At 49.6% G+C, this 18,311-nt stretch carries 17 protein-coding genes and 1 riboswitch; of the genes, 6 read left to right on the top strand and 11 right to left on the bottom strand.

What is annotated here, in order from left to right; all coding sequences use genetic code 11:
- The first annotated feature begins 24 nt into the window (after nt 1-24).
- Nucleotides 25-972, top strand: coding sequence for a ribose-phosphate diphosphokinase (locus tag M3194_RS06890; RefSeq protein WP_251652697.1), 948 nt, complete (start codon nt 25-27; stop codon nt 970-972).
- A 305-nt stretch (nt 973-1,277) separates the two neighbouring features.
- On the opposite strand, the gene M3194_RS06885 is transcribed toward M3194_RS06890, so the two are convergent.
- The 6 genes from M3194_RS06885 to M3194_RS06860 all read right to left on the bottom strand — a co-directional run bounded on the left by M3194_RS06885 (nt 1,278) and on the right by M3194_RS06860 (nt 7,487).
- Nucleotides 1,278-1,844, bottom strand: a complete 567-nt coding sequence (locus tag M3194_RS06885; protein WP_251652696.1) for an NUDIX hydrolase — start codon at nt 1,842-1,844, stop codon at nt 1,278-1,280.
- Nucleotides 1,845-2,096: 252 nt separating this feature from the next.
- Complete coding sequence (locus tag M3194_RS06880) at nt 2,097-3,086, bottom strand: Gfo/Idh/MocA family protein (RefSeq protein WP_251652695.1); 990 nt, start codon at nt 3,084-3,086, stop codon at nt 2,097-2,099.
- Between the two features lie 75 nt (nt 3,087-3,161).
- Nucleotides 3,162-4,094: a DMT family transporter gene (locus tag M3194_RS06875; protein WP_251652694.1), complete on the bottom strand. Its 933-nt coding sequence runs from the start codon at nt 4,092-4,094 to the stop codon at nt 3,162-3,164.
- 176 nt (nt 4,095-4,270) lie between these two features.
- A riboswitch (FMN riboswitch) is annotated at nt 4,271-4,434 on the bottom strand.
- A gap of 102 nt (nt 4,435-4,536) precedes the next feature.
- Nucleotides 4,537-5,592 (bottom strand): LLM class flavin-dependent oxidoreductase, encoded by a 1,056-nt coding sequence (locus M3194_RS06870; RefSeq protein ID WP_251652693.1) that lies wholly within the window; start codon nt 5,590-5,592, stop codon nt 4,537-4,539.
- 211 nt (nt 5,593-5,803) lie between these two features.
- On the bottom strand, nt 5,804-6,700 hold the full coding sequence (locus M3194_RS06865; protein WP_251652692.1) for an NAD-dependent epimerase/dehydratase family protein: 897 nt from the start codon (nt 6,698-6,700) through the stop codon (nt 5,804-5,806).
- Nucleotides 6,701-6,731: 31 nt separating this feature from the next.
- Nucleotides 6,732-7,487 (bottom strand): glycosyltransferase family 2 protein, encoded by a 756-nt coding sequence (locus M3194_RS06860; protein WP_251652691.1) that lies wholly within the window; start codon nt 7,485-7,487, stop codon nt 6,732-6,734.
- Between the two features lie 324 nt (nt 7,488-7,811).
- Between M3194_RS06860 and M3194_RS06855 the strand changes: the two genes are divergently transcribed.
- The 5 genes from M3194_RS06855 (at nt 7,812) to ptsP (ending at nt 12,796) form a co-directional block, all read left to right on the top strand.
- Nucleotides 7,812-8,672: a PRD domain-containing protein gene (locus M3194_RS06855; RefSeq protein WP_251652690.1), complete on the top strand. Its 861-nt coding sequence runs from the start codon at nt 7,812-7,814 to the stop codon at nt 8,670-8,672.
- 41 nt (nt 8,673-8,713) lie between these two features.
- A complete protein-coding gene (locus M3194_RS06850) occupies nt 8,714-9,199 on the top strand; it encodes a PTS sugar transporter subunit IIA (protein WP_251652689.1) in 486 nt (161 codons plus the stop codon).
- A gap of 24 nt (nt 9,200-9,223) precedes the next feature.
- Nucleotides 9,224-10,675, top strand: coding sequence for an N-acetylglucosamine-specific PTS transporter subunit IIBC (gene nagE / locus M3194_RS06845; protein ID WP_251652688.1), 1,452 nt, complete (start codon nt 9,224-9,226; stop codon nt 10,673-10,675).
- A 91-nt stretch (nt 10,676-10,766) separates the two neighbouring features.
- Complete coding sequence (locus M3194_RS06840) at nt 10,767-11,030, top strand: HPr family phosphocarrier protein (protein WP_251652687.1); 264 nt, start codon at nt 10,767-10,769, stop codon at nt 11,028-11,030.
- Between the two features lie 11 nt (nt 11,031-11,041).
- The gene (ptsP, locus tag M3194_RS06835; protein WP_251652686.1) at nt 11,042-12,796 is read left to right on the top strand and encodes a phosphoenolpyruvate--protein phosphotransferase; all 1,755 of its coding nucleotides are present in this window, start codon (nt 11,042-11,044) and stop codon (nt 12,794-12,796) included.
- A gap of 359 nt (nt 12,797-13,155) precedes the next feature.
- Here the strand turns inward: ptsP and M3194_RS06830 are convergent, their stop codons facing one another.
- From M3194_RS06830 to M3194_RS06810, 5 genes are all read right to left on the bottom strand, one after another.
- Nucleotides 13,156-13,497, bottom strand: coding sequence for a hypothetical protein (locus tag M3194_RS06830; RefSeq protein WP_251652685.1), 342 nt, complete (start codon nt 13,495-13,497; stop codon nt 13,156-13,158).
- A gap of 169 nt (nt 13,498-13,666) precedes the next feature.
- Nucleotides 13,667-14,662, bottom strand: coding sequence for a zinc-dependent alcohol dehydrogenase family protein (locus M3194_RS06825; protein WP_251652684.1), 996 nt, complete (start codon nt 14,660-14,662; stop codon nt 13,667-13,669).
- Between the two features lie 94 nt (nt 14,663-14,756).
- On the bottom strand, nt 14,757-15,911 hold the full coding sequence (locus tag M3194_RS06820; RefSeq protein ID WP_251652683.1) for a Gfo/Idh/MocA family protein: 1,155 nt from the start codon (nt 15,909-15,911) through the stop codon (nt 14,757-14,759).
- A gap of 789 nt (nt 15,912-16,700) precedes the next feature.
- Nucleotides 16,701-17,096 carry a MerR family transcriptional regulator gene (locus M3194_RS06815; RefSeq protein WP_251652682.1) on the bottom strand — a complete coding sequence of 132 codons (396 nt, stop codon included), beginning with the start codon at nt 17,094-17,096 and terminating at the stop codon, nt 16,701-16,703.
- A gap of 28 nt (nt 17,097-17,124) precedes the next feature.
- Nucleotides 17,125-18,297, bottom strand: coding sequence for an MFS transporter (locus M3194_RS06810; protein WP_251652681.1), 1,173 nt, complete (start codon nt 18,295-18,297; stop codon nt 17,125-17,127).
- Nucleotides 18,298-18,311: the final 14 nt, after the last annotated feature.

The raw sequence follows: 18,311 nt of genomic DNA, 5'->3' as shown, positions 1-18,311 counted from the left end.
TAATGAACGTAAGGAGAAAATCGGATGCAAAATGTAAAAATCTTTTCCGGCTCGTCGAACCGGCCGCTCGCGGAAGAGCTATGCCGGAAGCTTAATGTTCCGCTTGGAGATATTGAAATTTCTAGACAGGCAAGCGGTGAAATCAGCTTACGCTACATAGAATCAATCCGCTCGGCTCACGTCTATATCGTACAATCGTTGTCTCATCCAGTGAATGAAAATCTCGTCGAGCTTATGATTATGATTGATGCAGCGAAACGGGCTTCCGCCAAAACCATCAATATTATCATGCCTTATTACGGTTATGCCCGTCAGGAACGGAAATCCGCTCCGCGCGAGCCGATATCGGCCAAGCTTGTTGCCGACGTGCTGACGACCGTTGGAGCTGACCGGCTTATTACGGTGGATCTTCATGCCGATCCGATTCAAGGCTTTTTCGAAATCCCGGTCGATCATATTACCGCTCTTGATCTCATTACGGATTATCTGAAGAGCAAGAACATCAAAAATCCAGTCGTTGTCTCCCCGGATGCCGGACGTGCTACAACGGCGGAAAAGCTCGCGAACTATATGGACTGTCCGTTTGCGATTATGATCAAGAACCGTCCTGCCCATAACACTTCCAAAATCACGCATATTATCGGTGAAGTCGAAGGCCGGACTCCAATTATCATCGAAGACTTAATTGATACTGGCGGTACCATTATCAAGGTTGTTGAAGCATTGAAGAAACGCGGTGCCCATGATGCCTACATTTGCGCGACACATGGCCTGTTCTCGGAGAATGCCCTGGAGAAGCTGTCGCATCCTTATATTAAAGAGGTAGTCATCACGGATACGATCGCGATTGATCCGAACCGTTCGGATAAGTTCGTTGTTCTGCCGATGGCGGATCTTTTGGCTACGGCGTTGAAGATCATTAATAATGGCGGATCGATAAACACGCTGTTTAAGACGAAGCAGCAGATGTGAGGATGGAAAATAGGTGATCCAGGGACTGCGGAAAAGGAATGTCTTTCGGTTGCTGTTGTACTCATGAGATTTGAATTTAACTGGTCAAAGGGTATCTCACGAGCACAAAGGCAAGCGCTTCGCTCCTTCAGACATTACCTTTCCCTCCGCCCACTCCACCTGTTTTGTGGAGAGCCATAAGTATGCCATAAGTGTATTTTATGGCTGGTTTATACAATAGAGAGAGCCCCGGATTTGATTCCGGGGCTCTCTTTATGAACGGCGTTAATCCAGAAGACTGGATGTTCCTGATACGACTGACGCAGTTACTTGGTCCGGTATAGCCCGTACTTCGCAAGGCTCTCGCGGATTGGTTTTTTATCCTCCAGGAGGCCGCCGTCGCCGCCGTTTAAGGCGATATCAACCTGCCAGACAGTCAAGTCGGCGACGTTCATCGTCTCCATTTCTTCGAGGCTGAAGAAGCCCGCGCCGTCTACCTCCACCCCGTCCGGACGAGGCACGCCGTCTATGTATTCCATTTCGAAGGTGATGTAGACATCATGTACGGTATGAGGCCGGTCGCGCAAGCCGATAATTTGGGTCACGATCGCGCGGACGCCCGTCTCTTCCCATACTTCGCGGGCAATCGAGCCCCTAATCTGCTCGAACTGCTCAATATATCCGCCTGGCGTTGTCCAATACCCTTTGCCCGGCTCCTGGGCACGCCGAACGAGCAGGACTTTATTGTCTTTAACGACGCACGCGCCCACTCCAATACTGTAATTCCCCCAATGAACAAAGCTGCAGCTAGGGCAGGCCTTGCGATTTTCCCCGCCGATCTCGCGTACTTCCAGCTTATCTCCGCATGCCAGGCAAAAATTCACATTCTCCATATGTAATCACCCTTATCGCTATTAATAGCAAACAATTTATTTGAACATTATACCGTAGCTTTGCTGGCATTTGTCTTTATTTTTTTATGTGAAACTAATGAAGTTTTCAGCTTTGTTTAATCTTGGCAGAACATAATAAACCATACTCCCTATTTGATATAGCTTGTCTCTTGGGCCCGTACCCCGAATACGGGCCGCTTTTTTTTATTCTAATAACAAAAGGACCGGTACAGAACCGGTCCTTTTCTATCTTTAGGATTCAAATGGATAACGCAGTCCCCATTGCTGGCGGATACCGTCCATCAAGCGCATCAGGTGCAGGGTTTCGTCAAGCGGGATAATCTCGCTCTCGAGCTTGCCCTCGCGGAGATATTGTCCTGCCGCCTCCGCCTCATAAACATACCCAAGCGTTGTACGGTCATCGGCAAACGTCTCTTCCGTACCGTCCGCTGCCACAAGAGTTGCGGATTTGGCATTAAAGAAGGAAGGAATACGGATCGAGCCTTCAGTCCCGACTATGTAAGCATCGCTGCCTGAATTCAGGCGGATTGCCGCGCTCAGCATGGCTGTTTGGCCAGCGTCATAGGAGAGCAAAATGCTGCATTCCTCATCCACGCCGGTATCGCCCAGTTGAGCCGTAGTGAGCACCTGCTTAGGCGTGGCGCCTAATAGCATAGTAGCGAAAGAGAGCGGATAAATGCCCACATCCAGCAATGCGCCGCCGGCAAGCGCCGGGTTAAACAAACGCCCTTCCGGATTAACTCCGGTACGGAAGCCAAAGTCGGCTTTCAGAAGACGAACCTCGCCAATCCGGCCTTCCGCGATCCATTCGCGAACTTTGCGGATGACCGGCAAGAACCGTGTCCACATGGCTTCCATCAAGAAGACTTTATTATCTCTTGCGAACTGCACGACTTCTTCCGCTTCCTTCGCGTTTACGGTAAACGGCTTCTCGCATAATACCGCCTTGCCCGCACGCAGACATTGCAGGACGTTTTCCTTATGGGACGGATGAGGAGTCGCTACATATATAATGTCGACCTCGGCATCATTCACCAGCTCCTCATAGCTTCCATAGGCACGCTTGGCGCCGAATTTACCGGCAAAGTCTTCCGCTTTGTCTAATGAGCGGGAGCCAACAGCCGTAAATTCAGCATTCTTGGCATGCGCCAAATCGCGCGCGAATTGGGATGCAATCCAGCCGGCTCCAAGAATGCCCCATTTGATCGTTCTATTCTCCATTATTCCTACACCTCCAACCGCAGTATATCAGCATTTCAGCAGATGTGAAAGCGGTTAAAGGCGCAAGAGCCGCTCTTAATTTTGTTGTCTTGAAATCATAAATAGCGTAAACCATATAAAGACAAAGCCAACCAGCTGCGCGCTCGTGATCACCTGTCCGAACACCGTCCAGTTCAGGAGAACGCCAACCATGGGGAAGCTGAGTTCCGCAATTGTCGCATAGGAAGCCTTGATCTTGCTTAACCCCTTATAATAGAAAAGCAAGCTGACAAGTCCCGGCAAAAGCGCCTGCAGCAGCAGATTGACGATAACCGCGCCAATATCCGTCCCTTCGGACAGCTTCCATGCCGCCCCTTCGGACAAGGTAACAACTACCAACAAAGGTAAAGCCAAGATGAATCGTAATGAAGTAACGGACTCGTATTTCATGCTGCCAAGCAGGTAACGCCCCATTACCGTGGAACCGCCCCATAACGCGGCAGCGCCAAGCGAGAGCAGGCTGCCTACCTGGACAAACTCATTCATATGGCCGAATGGAAGCGTAAAGCCAAACGTCAGCAGATACGTTCCGACCATCGCGACAACAAGCAGCGGGCCGATTTTTTTCGGCAGAAGCTCCTTCAGAAGAATCCTCGCCAGCACGATAGCGAAGAGCGGCTGAAGCTTTTGCAGCAGCAGAACCGCATTGGCATTGCCATGCACCAGCCCTTGCGTGAACAAGATCGTCGCAAGCGCCGAGCCGCCCCAGGATACAAACAGCAAGGCTCCAAGCTGACGGAGACGGACTCCTCGAAGATCATCCCTGTACTTCCACAAGACCGGCGCTGCTGCCAGGAACAAGATGACATGCTCGAGCAGTACAATTTGCGTGGACGTCATCGTTCTCAGCAAAATAATCCGGAATACGGGGTCCACGCCCCATAGCGCGGCTCCCAGGACGACCAGCCAAAACTCCGGTCTCACAGGTGATTTGGTACGAACCATTGATGATGCTGTCATATTGCTCATAACGATTACCCTTTCTGAATACAGGACGGAGCAAGCGTACGCGGCTGCAGCCGTTTATGTTGGAGCAGCAGCGTCCCGCATTGAAAAAGCCCCGATCCGCCTGGTTGCTAGCGAATCGGGGCCGTCTCAAATAAACATGCATACCGGCGGTTTCCCGCCTTCTGCAGGCTTATTTAAGTGATCTTCTATCATCCGGACTATACCGTCGGCCTTGGATTTGCACCAAGTCAGTCCCCTTGCCGCTTGTCAGCTCAGGGAGTCGCGGGCTTTGCTTTAGCCTCTGCAAGCAGAAGCGGCATTTACCGCCGGTCAGGAATTTCACCCTGCCCCGAAGATCCTTATTCCATTAGATTGTTTTAATGATTGGATTGAGTATAACGCTGTTTTTCCGAGTTGTCTAGTATGAATAGTAAGATTTGGGAAGGATTAGGCATCAGCTTGACTACACCTTTACTTGCAGGGCTTCCCGGACAAGCGGCGCAACCTCCTTCGCAAGCAGCCTGATCGAGGCTTCCACTTGCCCTGACGGCATGCCGCCAATGTCCATTTGAGCCATAAACCGGGAATGCCCAAACAGCTTATGCTGTTCAACAATCTTCTCCGCAATCAGCTGCGGGCTGCCAATGGCGAGCGAGTCCGCCAGCTTCCCGAAATCCTCGCGAGAAATCCCGTTCTCCTTGCCGCCCATGAACTGGGAATAATACGCCGAATAACCGGCATAAAATTCCTCCAGTGCCTGCTCTGTCGTCTCGGCCACGTAACAGTGGCCGGTTATAGCTACTCTTAGCTCATCTTCACGGTAGCCGGCAGCGGTGCCGGCCTCTCTATAACAATCAACCAAATGCTTGTATTTGGAAGCTTCACCTCCGAGCAAGGCAAGTGCCATCCCCGCCCCATGACGGCCGGCGAGAGCGGCGCTCTCCGCCGTACTGCCGACGCCTACCCATACGGGGATTCCCGGTTGTTCCGGACGCGGCGCAATCTCCGCATTCTCCAGAGGCGTGCGAAGACGGCCGTTCCATGTAATGCGGTCGGAGAGATTCAGCTGTTTCATTAACTCCAGCTTTTCAGCGAACAATTCTTTATAATCATTCAGCTCGAAGCCAAACAAAGGGAAGGATTCAATATAAGCGCCGCGTCCCGCAATAATCTCTGCTCGCCCTCCCGAGATAAGGTCCAGCGTTGCAAAGTCCTCGAATACGCGAACAGGGTCTGCCGTCCCAAGCACGGTTGTTGCGCTTGTGAGGCGTATGCGGGAGGTCGCCTGCGCGATCGCCGCGAGCAGAACCGGAGGCGAGGATAAGGCAAAATCGAGGCGGTGATGCTCCCCTACGCCAAACACATCGATTCCCGCTTCGTCCGCGGCTTTAGCCGCCTGAATAATTTCCTTGATCCGCTCTCCTGCGTTTTTGAGCCCGCCCGTCCGAGGATCAAGCGCAAGATCGCCTAGGGTATAAACGCCAAACTCGAACTTCCCGTCATTCTTTGATGAATCCATCCTTTATTTCCTCCTCGGCAAAGCCAACCGTGATTCGATAATCTAATGATTAGCTTTGCTTCCATTCCTATTCATGTACGTAAAGTAAGTAGTATACGTATAGTAAGTATAATTCTCTAGTAAGTAATTGTGCCTAATTCTGCTCCTCTCGTCAAGCAATACCCGCAAAAAAGAAGCGTCCATATCAGAGTGGACCGGCGCAGAAGTCAGGTTACTTGGCCTGGTCTGCATACCATCTGATTGTCCGCTCCAGCCCTTCAGCTAGCGAATAGGAAGATTTCCATTTCACTTCATTAGCAAGTCTTGATATATCCACCCCTACAAATACCGGTTCATTCGGCCTTTCAACTCCAAACCGGATATTCTCTTCCTGTCCCATCATGCTGCCAATCTGCCTTACAAGCTGCTGCAGTTGAACGGGATGACCGGATGCGATATTAACGGTTCCTTCGCAGCAGCTTTCCAATAAAGCAACCAGCGCATCCGCCGCGTCCTCAATGTATAAATAGTCCCGGTGAAGACTGCCGTATTTGCAATACGCCTCCTGCTTGTTCAACAAAGACGTAATCATGGAAGCCACAAGCCGATTGCCGGGATCATAAGGGCCATACATATGAAACAATCTTCCCCACGCCGCGCTGAAGCCGGCTACTCCGGCATAGGACTCAAGCCAGATCCGCAGGCTGTTTTTGCTGGCCGCATAAGCGTGCGCATAAGAATCGGGCGATGCCGATTCCGTCAGCAGCACCCCTTCATCCCATGCATATTCCGCACCGGTCCCCGATACAACTATCCGCTTCCCGCCGCAAAGGACAAACTGCTGAATAAGGGCCATGCTGTTCCTTGTCCATTCATAATTGACCAGAGACCGGTAGCATGCCGGAGGAACCGCCTCCCAGGCAAGGTGAACGAGGGAATCCGGCCTTACTTCCTCAATAAAACGGGCTGCGTTATCCGCGCTCAGCAGATCCACCTGATGCCAGTGTCCCCCTGCCGCAAGAGGCGCTTTTCGATAAGTGGCATGAACCTCGTAGCCTTTGCGGAGAAGGAGGGCGACAACATAACGGCCAATCCAGCCGGTTGCTCCGGTCACCGCTACTTTATGCATCGTCTACCACACCTTCCGTCGTTATATCCTTTCAAAGCCTTATCGCCCGGAATTCCGGGATATGGCGCATGTCTTCTGCAATAACCGCACTCGCCATATAAAGGGCCTCAAGCTCCTGACTATTATAGAGATGATGTCCCCCCATGTTGCTGCGCAAAGCGTCTTGCGGAATGGTCGGAGCAATCTGCAGCTTTCTTGCGCGCATTGGGCCATTCCAGGGACTAAACGAAAATTTCATAATAAAGGCCGGATGCCGCAGCACCTCGTAAGGCTTGGTCGTCCAATGCCTGCCCGCCGTATAGTCGCCACTTCTGTGCTTGTGGATAAATCTCCCGTTGTACAAAGCATTAGGATCAGCCGGGAACAAGCCATGATATCGCTGCTTGACGAGCGGCAAGGCATAAACAGGATCATGATAGTAGCCGGGAGGATCAATCATTGTGATCGTCCGAATCGAATACATGTCCCCTCCTAGAGAATCCAGGACCGCGAACAGCTGATTGCGGTAACGGCTGACAAGAAACTCGGTCGTATTCAGCACCATTTTCCAGCCGGATACCTGCTTCTCGATATTCATCACTTCCCGGTCCACCTTCACGGCATGGAAATCCGGCACTTTCGAATCCCTTATCTCCCAATGCGGGGCAAGCTTCCGTATGATCCCAACCGAGCTGTCCGTCGATCCGCGGTTAATCAAAATGCCATGATCAAATAAGGGGACATGGTGCATCAGCCACCAAGGCAATAAATATTGCTCATTATAGAAATGGGAAATAAGCGTCGCCATTTTGTCCCCCCCAACTCGTAATCTACCAAATGCATCTTATCTATTATTATATGAAAGCCGATTAAGAGAGGTGCTCCGCCATACGCGCGTATTAGGTCTCGAGAATCACGGCAATGGAAACGAAGCCATGAATATTTTTCAATTGACGTAAACGGTTCCATGTTTTATAGTGATAACGAGCCAAATATATAACAAGCCTTACGGCATGTTACTAGTTCGACTAGGCATTAGCCAAGGAAGTATCCGCCCGGAATAACGGCGGTGTCTTTCCTTGGTTTTTTTGTGCTCAAAATGGGGAATTTACTACTGAGAGGAGGGATTGACGTGGGACTTACGGGACCACTTCGGATCGATCGGATCGTTGGCAACAATGTCATTCTTACGATGGAGCCGAATTCATCGAGAGAATATGTATTGTTTGGCAAAGGCATTGGATTCTCGTGCAAGGGCCAGAAATACATCGATGCGGAAGACCCACGAATTGAAAAGCGTTACCGGCTCGACGACCGGGATAAAGCGGTGCAATACCATTCCCTGCTTGAAGAATTGGACCCTGAAGTGGTGCAGATCTCCGAGCAGATCATTGATGAAATTCGGGAGCAGCTGGGAACCCCGGTTGATCCGAAAGTGTATTTCGCCTTGCCGAGCCATATTCAATTTGTCGTCTACCGGTTAAGAAACGGCATGGAAATCGTCAATCCTTTCCTGTACGAAACGAAGATGTGTTATCCCCAGGAGTACAAGATTGCAGCCAAAGCCGCCAGAATGATCAGCGAGAAATTCGATCTCTCCATCCCTGAAGATGAGGTTGGATTTCTGACGTATCACGTATATTCGGCAGCAGGGTCCGTTACCGCAGGACAGCTGGTTCAGTTAACGGAGCTGATGAACGAGATCGTAGAGCGGATCGAAGGCTGGCGTGGAGCGCCTCTTCCCAAGAAGAGCTCTGATTACGCAAGGCTGATCATGCATTTGCGTTATATGATGGAGCGGATCCTGCAGAACAAGGAATCCGAGAATCCGTTTGCCGCAGAGATCAGAGTAAAGCTGCCCTCGGAACATAAGCATGCCGAAATTATCGCGCAAATGATTGGAGAAAGACTAAGCGTTAAGGTCTCCTCCGATGAAATCGGTTATCTCGCCATGCACCTGTACCGATTATTCCGGTCCGTGGATGAAGATTAAAACATAGAAAACAACAACATGGATAGCAAGGAGAAGATCATATGAAATGGTTTGGCAAAAAAACGAATTCCGTTAGTGTAGCTGCACCGCTGAGCGGCAAGCTTGTTCCGCTCAGCGAGGTGCCGGATGAAGCCTTCGCACAAGGCTTAATGGGAGACGGCGTTGCGATCGAGCCTTCGGAAGGACGCGTTATCGCACCGTTCGACGGTGTAGTCAGCCATCTGATCGATACGCATCACGCGCTGATCATCGAGCATTCCTCCGGACTGCAGCTGCTCATTCACGTTGGAATCAATACCGTAGCCCTGAATGGCGATGGCTTCAAGGCACTCGTGAGCACGGGCGATTCCTTCAAAGCGGGTCAAACCCTGCTTGAATGCGATCTGGACAAAATCCGGAGCGCCGGTTACCCGGTTGTAACTCCGATTATCGTAGCGAACGAGGACGGCGCTGAGAAAGTGGAATGCGAATTCAAGACCGTCACGGCCGGGGATCCGGATACGATCAAGGTTGTTCTGAAAACCTAAACTATTGACATGGAGTGAGATAAGATGCTCGCATTTTTGCAAAAAATCGGTAAATCTCTAATGCTTCCCGTCGCAGCCTTGCCTGCGGCAGCCCTATTGCTTCGTTTCGGTAATATCGATTATGTAAAAGATTTCGGGTTCGGCAGCTTCGGCGAGTTCCTGAACCATTACATTGCTCCATTCCTCGCCGCCGGCGGTTCCGCGATCTTTGACAACCTGCCCCTTATCTTCGCGATTGGCGTTGCGATCGGGATGGCCGGCGACGCGGTAGCTACGCTGGCTGCCGTAATTGCGTATCTCGTGCTTACCAACGTACTCAGCAAGATCCCCACGGTATTCACGGGTCTTGTCGATAAAGACACTACGCTTAACATGGGTGTACTGGGCGGTATTATTGCGGGTCTTGTCGCTTCCTACTTCTATAACAAGTATCATGACATCAAGCTGCCGGATTGGCTCGGCTTCTTTGGCGGCAAACGTTTTGTACCTATTATTACCTCGTTTGCAATGGTTATCGTTGGTCTGATCTTTGGTCTCATCTGGGGCCCCGTCCAATCGTGGCTTGATACGTTCGGCCGCTGGATCGTGGACCTTGGCGGTCTCGGCGCCTTTATCTTCATGACGGCCAACCGCTTGCTCATTCCGTTTGGTCTGCACCATGTCATCAATGCTATTGCCTGGTTCCAAATCGGTGATTACACCGATGCTGCCGGCAATGTGGTTCACGGCGACCTGCACCGCTTCTTCGCGGGCGACCCAACTGCGGGCATGTTCATGACCGGCTTCTTCCCGATCATGATGTTCGCTCTTCCGGCTGCTGCCTTTGCGATTATTCACACGGCCAAACCGGAAAAACGCAAGCTTGTTTCCTCGATCTTTATCGGTTCTGCTCTGGCTTCGTTCCTGACAGGTATTACAGAACCGCTTGAATTTGCGTTTATGTTCGTAGCTCCTGTGCTGTACGTCATCCATGCCGTATTAACCGGTATCTCTGCATGGCTCGTTGTTGAGCTTGGCATTCACCATGGCTTTGGCTTCTCAGCAGGCTTCCTTGACTACGCAATCAACTATCCGCTCTCTACGAAGGGCTGGCTGATTATTCCGATTGGTCTCGTATACGCTGTTGTGTACTACGTCCTGTTCCGCGTCGTTATCGTGAAGCTGAACCTGAAGACGCCGGGCCGCGAAGATGATGAATTGGTTGAAGATGGCGGCAAGGATAGTGCCCCGGCAGGCGCAGCCGACGATAAGGCAAGTCAAGTTCTCGCAGCGCTCGGCGGATCCGGCAACATCGAAAGCATCGATGCCTGCATTACCCGTCTTCGCCTGATTGTCAAAGACGAGAAAGCCGTAAACGACGCCGAACTGAAACGTCTTGGCGCGGCTGGCGTTATGCGTCTTGGCAAAGGCGCCGTGCAGGCGATCTTCGGAACCCAGTCGGAGCGTTTGAAGGAACAGATTAAAAAACGCATGTAACCAAATATAAAAAACTTACGAAGTACGAATAATCACTGCACATGCAGCATGAACCCGGTCCGTTTTGTGATTATTCCTTTTAGGAGGCATTATGGTGGAGAAAGCATACGTAGTAATGAACCCGACGGGCATCCACGCCCGTCCTGCCAAAAAAATCGTTGAAGCCGCAAAAATTTGTGAGGGTACGGTTTATCTGGAGAAAGGCGGACGGAAAGTCAGCGCGAAAAGCCTGGTTAACGTCTTGTCGATCGGAGCTAAGCACAACGATACCGTAACCGTAAGTGCCGAAGGAGAGAAAGCCGAAGCCGCGGTTGACGCTATTGGCGCTGTACTGGCTACTGCGGAAGCAGAGTAAGGAGGCCCGTTATGATGGCAACCGAGATTAAAGGAATCGCCGCGTCGGAAGGCTACGCAATCGGCCGTGCGGTTATTCTTCGCGAAGATGCTGTCCCAGAAGGGATTACCTATGTGGAATCCGGTGATGAAGCAGCCGAGTTGAACAGGTTTGATTCGGCTGTTGCAGCCGCGCGCGTCGAGCTTGAAGCGCTGCTTGAACGGATGAAGTCAGACGGCCGCGAGAAGGAAGCGGAAATATTCGAAGCCCATCTGATGCTCCTTGAAGATGAAGAGCTGATTGGTGCGGCGCAGGAACGGATACGCGGGCAACGCTACAAGGCGGAGTCTGCCATGAATGAATCCGGCGAAGAGGTTGCGGAGATGCTCGCCTCACTGGATGACGAGTATTTGCGGGAACGCGCGGCTGATGTACGCGATGTCAGCCGCCGCGTCATCCGCAAGCTGGGCAACGCATCGGATTCCGAGGCAGCCAAAGCGCCCGTTGCTAACAAGAATGAGAAATCGATTCTATTCGCCTTCGATTTGACACCATCGGATACCGCTCAGCTTGATCCGTCGGTTATTGGCGGCTTTGTAACGGCAGCGGGTGGACGTACCTCCCACTCTGCCATCATTGCGCGATCGGTTGGCATTCCGGCAATCGTTGGCGCCGGCGAAGGCGCCCTTCATATTGAAGAGGGCCAATTGGTCATCGTTGACGGCGCTGCTGGGCTTGTTCTCATTGAGCCGGAGGACAAAGAGTTAGCTCATTATCAGGCGCTGCAGGAGCAGGCTGCAGGTAAACGCGCGCTCCTCGATCAATACCGCGGCAAGCCTTCCATAAGCGCGGACGGTCATCAGGTCGAGCTTGTTGCCAACATTGGCTCCGTGCAGGATGCCCGTCAGGCACGGGAACACGGTGCCGAAGGCGTTGGCCTGTTCCGTACCGAGTTTCTGTACATGGGCCGTCCCGATCTGCCGACAGAGGAGGAGCAGTTCACGGCTTACAAAGAAGCAGCCGAAGCCTTTGGACCTGATGCTCCTATCGTTATCCGAACGATGGATATTGGCGGAGACAAGGAGCTTCCAGGCCTTCAGCTGGAGAAGGAAGACAATCCGTTCCTCGGCTACCGCGCGATCCGGATCTGTCTGGACCGGCCGGACCTGTTCAAGACCCAGCTGCGAGCGGTGCTGCGCGCAAGTGCCTTTGGCAATTTGAAGATCATGTACCCGATGATTGCTGCGCTTGCCGAATGGCGTGCAGCGAAGGCTTTGCTCGAAGAAGCCAAGCAGGAGCTTAGAAGCGAGAATATCGCCTTTAACGAACAAATCGAAGCCGGTATTATGATCGAGATTCCGGCTGCCGCCCAAATGGCGGACCGTTTCGCCCGCGAGGTGGACTTCTTCAGCATCGGAACCAATGATCTTGTGCAATATACGATGGCCGCAGACCGGATGAATCCGAAGCTTGGCTATTTATCCGATCCGCTCCATCCTCCTGTCCTCCGGCTGATCGATCAGGTTATTCGGGCGGCTCATCAAGAGAATAAATGGGTTGGCATGTGCGGCGAAATGGCCGGAACGCCTGTTGCGCTTCCGATCCTGCTGGGCATGGGACTGGATGAGTTCAGCATGAGCGCTTCCGCCGTCCTTCCTGCCCGCGCACTCCTCTCGCGCCTTGACCGTTCGAAGCTTGCTTCCCTTGCGGAAGCGGTGCTTGATCTGGACGATGCGGAGGAAGTCCGCTCTTACGTGGAACAGCATGTTCCCGAGCTTAACCGTTAATTTCAACAAAGACAGCCTCATCTACAGCTTTTGCTCTGCTGCTGATGAGGAGTGTCTGACGTCAGAATTATTGAGAATATAGCACCGTAAAAGCTTGATGTGCTAAGAGTCACTTTCAAAATTATTGAGAAAGTAATTTCTGAAAACGGCTCATTGTAGCCTGGTTTTCATAATTACTGAGAACTTAAATGTATAGAAGATAGAAAAACAAAATTTCAACAAAAAAATCCCGACCGGCACGCTGATCGGGATTTTTTATAAACGAAATTACTACGAAATCAAATTACCCCAAAAAATCGCTATTTCTTACAATTTCTGCCGTTAAGCTCGCCGATATACTATCACTTACGCAAACAAACCTAACTAATGTCTGTATTAATGTTCAGATATCTCAAAACTTCAAATATCTCAACCCTATTTTTGATAGTTTTTAATTCCTGAATATTTTCAAGTACAAAGTGCGAAATTTTCTTGTTGAGTAGTTCAGAACACAACAAGTGTATCAAGTATTCATTTTGATATTGTTTTACAAAAGGTACATCTATTGAATGCAGCATATGTAGTATTAACGATATCTTTGCAGTACCTCTTACGTGTAAAGACTCACCCGCTAAATGTTTAGCTTCTATAAAACAATATACCTTATCGTTACTTTCATTCATAAATTTTGATATTAAATGATGAGTATCATCGTAACTCATAGCTTTTTCACCTCTAAATATACCTGATAAGTTGTCGGATGTTCATTAATACATGCTATAAGAACAAACACAAACAAAAAAAGTGCTGTCGTACACACGTCACGAACAGCACTTTTTAATAGATAGTTTACCTGTAACGATAGCCTACCGCTATGACTTTCGTATTCCTTTACTCGATACTCACTACAATTTTTCCGACTTGCTTTTCACCCATAGCGCGATGAGCATCCTCGATTTGATCAAAAGTAAATAACCGCTCGTTCAAAATCGGTTTTAACAAGCCTTGGTCATAACATGCCGCGATTTCGCGGAGAATCTCGCCATGATGCGCTCGCCCATTGCCAGTAAGTAAAGGCATTAGTGTAAATACACCAGAATACGTTCCCGCACGGAAAGAGAGAGGCGCGAGGCTATGCGTTCCCCAGCCCAGTATACTTACCACGTGACCCGTATACCTTTTAACCGCATGGAACGAATTATCCAACGTTGTGCCCCCTACGGTATCCAGCACGACGTCGAAGCCTTCTCCTCCAGTGTGCGCCAGCACATAGTCTTCAACCGATGCGACCGTATAGTTGATTGGCGTGGCACCTAGGCCTTTTATGACAGTTTGACTCGCTTCAGATCCGGTCGCGAACACTTCAGCACCTCGCATCTTGGCAAGCTGGATACCAATATGACCGACGCCTCCCGCACCACCGTGAATGAGCACTTTTTGTCCCGACTGGACCTTTGCTTGATCAATGAGAGCTTCCCATGCGGTAATGGCGATCAACGGCAATGCAGCTGCTTCTCGCATCGACATTGTTAACGGCATTTTAGCCAGTAAAGCTGCATCCACCGCGGCAAATTCCGCCAAGGAGCCTTGAATACCGCCAACTCCGCCAGTCATGCCGAAAACAGCATCTCCAGGTTTAAATCCAGAAACACCTTCGCCAACTTCTTCGACGATCCCTGCCATATCAAGCCCCAAAATTGCAGGAGTCGTTGTACGGGTATGTGCGGCTGCGCCATCGCGTATTTTTAAATCAAGTGGATTCACGCCGCTCGCTTTGATATTAACAAGCACTTCTCCTTTTCGTGCAACAGGCCGCGGAGTCTCTCTGATTGTAAACGGTTCTTTGAATTGCTCCAAAATCGCGGCTTTCATTGTAGATATCGACATGCATGAATCTCCTTTCGGCTCGTTTGGGTTAATTTTATATTGAAATATATAGACTGAACTGCGATTATGACTCGGTGAAGTCACCCATTTCTCATCAATCTTTGAACGGATGAGAGTTGTCTACTTTCTGCGCTGTACCTGTCTCATTCGCTTTCGTAATCGCATCCGCCAAACGGTGGCGCTTAACAGCATGCGCGAAATCAGGTGTTACATGCGTGCCTTCGCGAAGATCTTTGGCGAAGCTTGCATAGACATATCCAACATTGCCAAGCTTGCTCGGTCCGTCTGGAATGTCTTTGACGATATCAAAATATTTGCTTGGAACTTCCATTTCGGTTAGATCCGTTTGTTCCCCGACGCCTCCAAATAGTTTCAGCGCGGTATTTTGAATATTTCCGTTATTTTCCGCAATGATTACCAGTTGTCCTTTGCTTCCGTTGATTTCCCAACGCATATCTACATCTCGCGAAGTCTCGCCGCGGTAAACGACGGTTGAAAGAACTCCGCTCATCAGCGTACCCGTAATAGCCAAGTGAGTCGGCGCCGTTACTTTTACCGTCGATTCATCTTCCAATACTTTCACTTCCGGGAAACGGATAGCGAACTTAGCCGTCACGTTTTCATAATCGCCAAGCACATAATTCAGGCCGTCGATTGCGTGCAATGTCGGAGATGTTAGCAAAGTCGCGCCTTTGGTCACATCGTACGTATAAGCAAATTTCTTCGGCGTAACAGGACCCCAGATAAGCGATGTCCCATTCATCGTTGTAGAAAGCACCTCTCCGATGTAACCTTCTTTGACCAGATCATGCGCATATTGAATTGCCGGCGAAAATCTGGCCTGCGTTCCGACCATCGTCCGAACGCCTGCCGCTTTCGCTCGAGAAGCTAGATCGTAAGCCTCTTCTGTAGTCACGCCCAACGGAAATTCACTGAACACCATTTTACCCGCCTCAATCGCGGCTTTAGCGATACTGTAGTGAGTATCCACATTCGTAGCTATAACGATCAGATCCACGTTCGGATCATTAATCATATCCTGATAATTATCGTAACCAGCCACACCATACTCCTTTGCCGATGCTTCGGCGGAATCGCGCCTGCTAGTGCTTACGGCGCGCAATTCGTAATCAGGCAGGTTTTGAATTGCAGGAAGGTGAGCGAATACCGCCCATCCTGGATTTGTCGCGCTTGCTCCAACAACACCTACACCGATTTTTCTGTTGTTTCCTTGGAATTGATTTGACATTGTTCTTCCTCCTTCAATTAATAAAAATATTGGAATAAAGCCAAAGACTAAGGTTCTCGTTCGTCCCTGGTTATTGACCTGCAATCTTCCTAGAAGTAAAATGCAATTAACCGGACCGCGATCCGTTTTACATCAATTAATATAACCGGACTGTGGTCCGATTGTCAAGCAGAACTGAAAAAAAGTGAGGTCAATGCTGGAACGTGAGCTGCGCAAGAACAAAGACAAACAATACTCGAGAAGGCTGCTCGCCATATACAGGGGGAAGACATCAGTATGCGGCAACTCCGCAAGAGAAGCAGGCGTTGATAAGGATCCTATATCGAAGTTATAAAAAAGTCGAATTGTTCTGTGGCCTGATCGAGGAGAACTGTATCCAAAATAAGTATAAAATGATTCATCATTATTTGAGCAATTTGCTTTGACACACATTCTGAAGGCTGTTTTGATTCTGGCTTTTTAAAGCAAGGTGTTGTCCAGACTGCCGCAAACTGTGCTTGTATCCAGCGTATTTAGAATGTGTGTAATACTATGATTTAATGCAATAAATTACACTTTAACTGCTTCCACAATAAGCCGTTTTAATTCGGCTCGATAAGCTTATGTCTTACCATGTACCGGCCCGGAACGCGCGAATACGGCTTCGACTAAACTGAGTGAGTTTTTACATAACTAACTCAAAAAACAAAATGAAAAACAGATGACTCCTGATGAATTCAGGAGTCATCTGCTTTTTAGCTGAGAGAATACAAGAAAAACAGCCTCCGTGTCCGGACGATAAAAAGATCTTTATTCCATCCGGAAAGCCGACTCCTCATCTATTGTTCCATTCTGGATCTCTCTGTAACGCTCGAGCTTCCGATTAACGGCTTCAAAAGCAAGGTCCAGTTCCCGCTGACGCTTGTTTAATTCTTCTTTATGCTGTTCTAGTATTTGCTTTCTGGATTCCAGTGTAGACTCTCCCTGAAGTGCCAAATCTACAATTCTCTTAAGCTGATTTATCGGCATGCCGGTTACGCGGAAGCAGGTCATGAGCCTGATCCATTCTACATCCTCAGGCTTAAACATACGATTTCCATGTTCGTCGCGCCCCAAGAACGGTATTAGGCCTTCTTTCTCGTAATGCCTAATCGTATGAGCGGGGATTCCTAATTGCTCGGAAGCCTCTTTTATTGACATTCCCATTCATTCAATCCCCTTCCTTATATTAGGTTCAGGCATGGGCAAGTTCCTTTTTGTTGACGATCATTCTAATAACGGAGACTACGAATAAACCTGTTACTAATCCCCCTACTAGGAGTAGGACGCCCCGAATGGAATTAAAATACAAAGCTGATCGTATCCCGTTGGTTATAAGCGGCGAAATAAACTGACCTACATTGGCAAAAGCGGTCATTAGCATGATTGCCAACGTTCGATGAGCGGCAGTCGCAACAATCGCCATTTTATTTAACAAAATCGGGTATGCAAATCCAAATCCAAATCCGACGATACCTACCGCAGCAGCAACCATCCATAGGTTATGCGCCTCGCCTAACATCAAAAACGCTGCACCAAATAAGAATAAAATAAAGGCAACAGAGCCTTTTCTCAATACATGCTGAAGTTTGGTACCGACGATCCCGGCAAGAAAGACGAATACGAACGAAACAGCTGTTAAATAACCCGATGTTGCAGAGTTGCCAAGATGATTATCTACGACAAAAGAAGCAAGGTTTGTCGGGATGACATAGTACAGCACCATAAGACCTGTCGTTAACAAACCAACTGCATAAACACCTACCGGCAATGACAATTTTTCGTTGCTAGCGGTCTCACCTACACCTATAGTAGTAACCGATTTGCCGCTAGGAACAAAAGCCAATACCATAATGAGCAATACGATGCCGAATGAATAAGTCCAAAACACGCCTCTCCATCCCAATGCCGTAATCGCTCCGCCAATAATGAGGAAGAAGGCGCCTCCCAAACCGTTTACCCCGACAGTGAGACCGTTCATTTTGGAGCGTTCCTCGCCTTCGAAATACTCGGCTACGATTGCATTCATCAGAGGTGTAATGAAGCCGATACCTAGACCCAGTACCGCTCGCAGGGTTAGAATTCCACCAATTGAATTCATGAATGCGGGGCCAACTCCGCCAATGACATATAATAGCAGGCCGATGACAAGTAGCGTTTTCTTCGAAAGCCATCTGGATAATAGGTTTCCAATCAGCAAACTCGGCAAAATAAAGAACGACGCGAACGTGACGACGAGTTGAATAAGCACCGTATTCACCTCTGTGAAGTCGAGCATAAGAAGCTTGACTGCCGGTGCCGCTAGCATGGGTGCCAAAGTTGAAGTAACCGCCAATGCGAGCAAAGTGATTTTAAAGCCATTTTTCATGAGAGCCTGCTCCT

Source organism: Paenibacillus glycanilyticus, from assembly GCF_023715145.1.
GTDB lineage: Bacteria > Bacillota > Bacilli > Paenibacillales > Paenibacillaceae > Pristimantibacillus > Pristimantibacillus glycanilyticus_A.
The sequence above is the reverse complement of the archived record's forward strand: the minus strand, read 5'-3'. Positions and strand labels throughout refer to the sequence as shown.

What these genes read in the sequence shown, in the direction of transcription:
- M3194_RS06890 (WP_251652697.1), top strand. Translation starts at nt 25, where the DNA reads ATGCAAAATGTAAAAATCTTTTCCGGCTCGTCGAACCGGCCGCTCGCG.
- M3194_RS06885 (WP_251652696.1), bottom strand. Translation starts at nt 1,844, where the DNA reads ATGGAGAATGTGAATTTTTGCCTGGCATGCGGAGATAAGCTGGAAGTA.
- M3194_RS06880 (WP_251652695.1), bottom strand. Translation starts at nt 3,086, where the DNA reads ATGGAGAATAGAACGATCAAATGGGGCATTCTTGGAGCCGGCTGGATT.
- M3194_RS06875 (WP_251652694.1), bottom strand. Translation starts at nt 4,094, where the DNA reads ATGAGCAATATGACAGCATCATCAATGGTTCGTACCAAATCACCTGTG.
- M3194_RS06870 (WP_251652693.1), bottom strand. Translation starts at nt 5,592, where the DNA reads ATGGATTCATCAAAGAATGACGGGAAGTTCGAGTTTGGCGTTTATACC.
- M3194_RS06865 (WP_251652692.1), bottom strand. Translation starts at nt 6,700, where the DNA reads ATGCATAAAGTAGCGGTGACCGGAGCAACCGGCTGGATTGGCCGTTAT.
- M3194_RS06860 (WP_251652691.1), bottom strand. Translation starts at nt 7,487, where the DNA reads ATGGCGACGCTTATTTCCCATTTCTATAATGAGCAATATTTATTGCCT.
- M3194_RS06850 (WP_251652689.1), top strand. Translation starts at nt 8,714, where the DNA reads ATGAAATGGTTTGGCAAAAAAACGAATTCCGTTAGTGTAGCTGCACCG.
- nagE (WP_251652688.1), top strand. Translation starts at nt 9,224, where the DNA reads ATGCTCGCATTTTTGCAAAAAATCGGTAAATCTCTAATGCTTCCCGTC.
- M3194_RS06840 (WP_251652687.1), top strand. Translation starts at nt 10,767, where the DNA reads ATGGTGGAGAAAGCATACGTAGTAATGAACCCGACGGGCATCCACGCC.
- ptsP (WP_251652686.1), top strand. Translation starts at nt 11,042, where the DNA reads ATGATGGCAACCGAGATTAAAGGAATCGCCGCGTCGGAAGGCTACGCA.
- M3194_RS06830 (WP_251652685.1), bottom strand. Translation starts at nt 13,497, where the DNA reads ATGAGTTACGATGATACTCATCATTTAATATCAAAATTTATGAATGAA.
- M3194_RS06825 (WP_251652684.1), bottom strand. Translation starts at nt 14,662, where the DNA reads ATGTCGATATCTACAATGAAAGCCGCGATTTTGGAGCAATTCAAAGAA.
- M3194_RS06820 (WP_251652683.1), bottom strand. Translation starts at nt 15,911, where the DNA reads ATGTCAAATCAATTCCAAGGAAACAACAGAAAAATCGGTGTAGGTGTT.
- M3194_RS06815 (WP_251652682.1), bottom strand. Translation starts at nt 17,096, where the DNA reads ATGGGAATGTCAATAAAAGAGGCTTCCGAGCAATTAGGAATCCCCGCT.
- M3194_RS06810 (WP_251652681.1), bottom strand. Translation starts at nt 18,297, where the DNA reads ATGAAAAATGGCTTTAAAATCACTTTGCTCGCATTGGCGGTTACTTCA.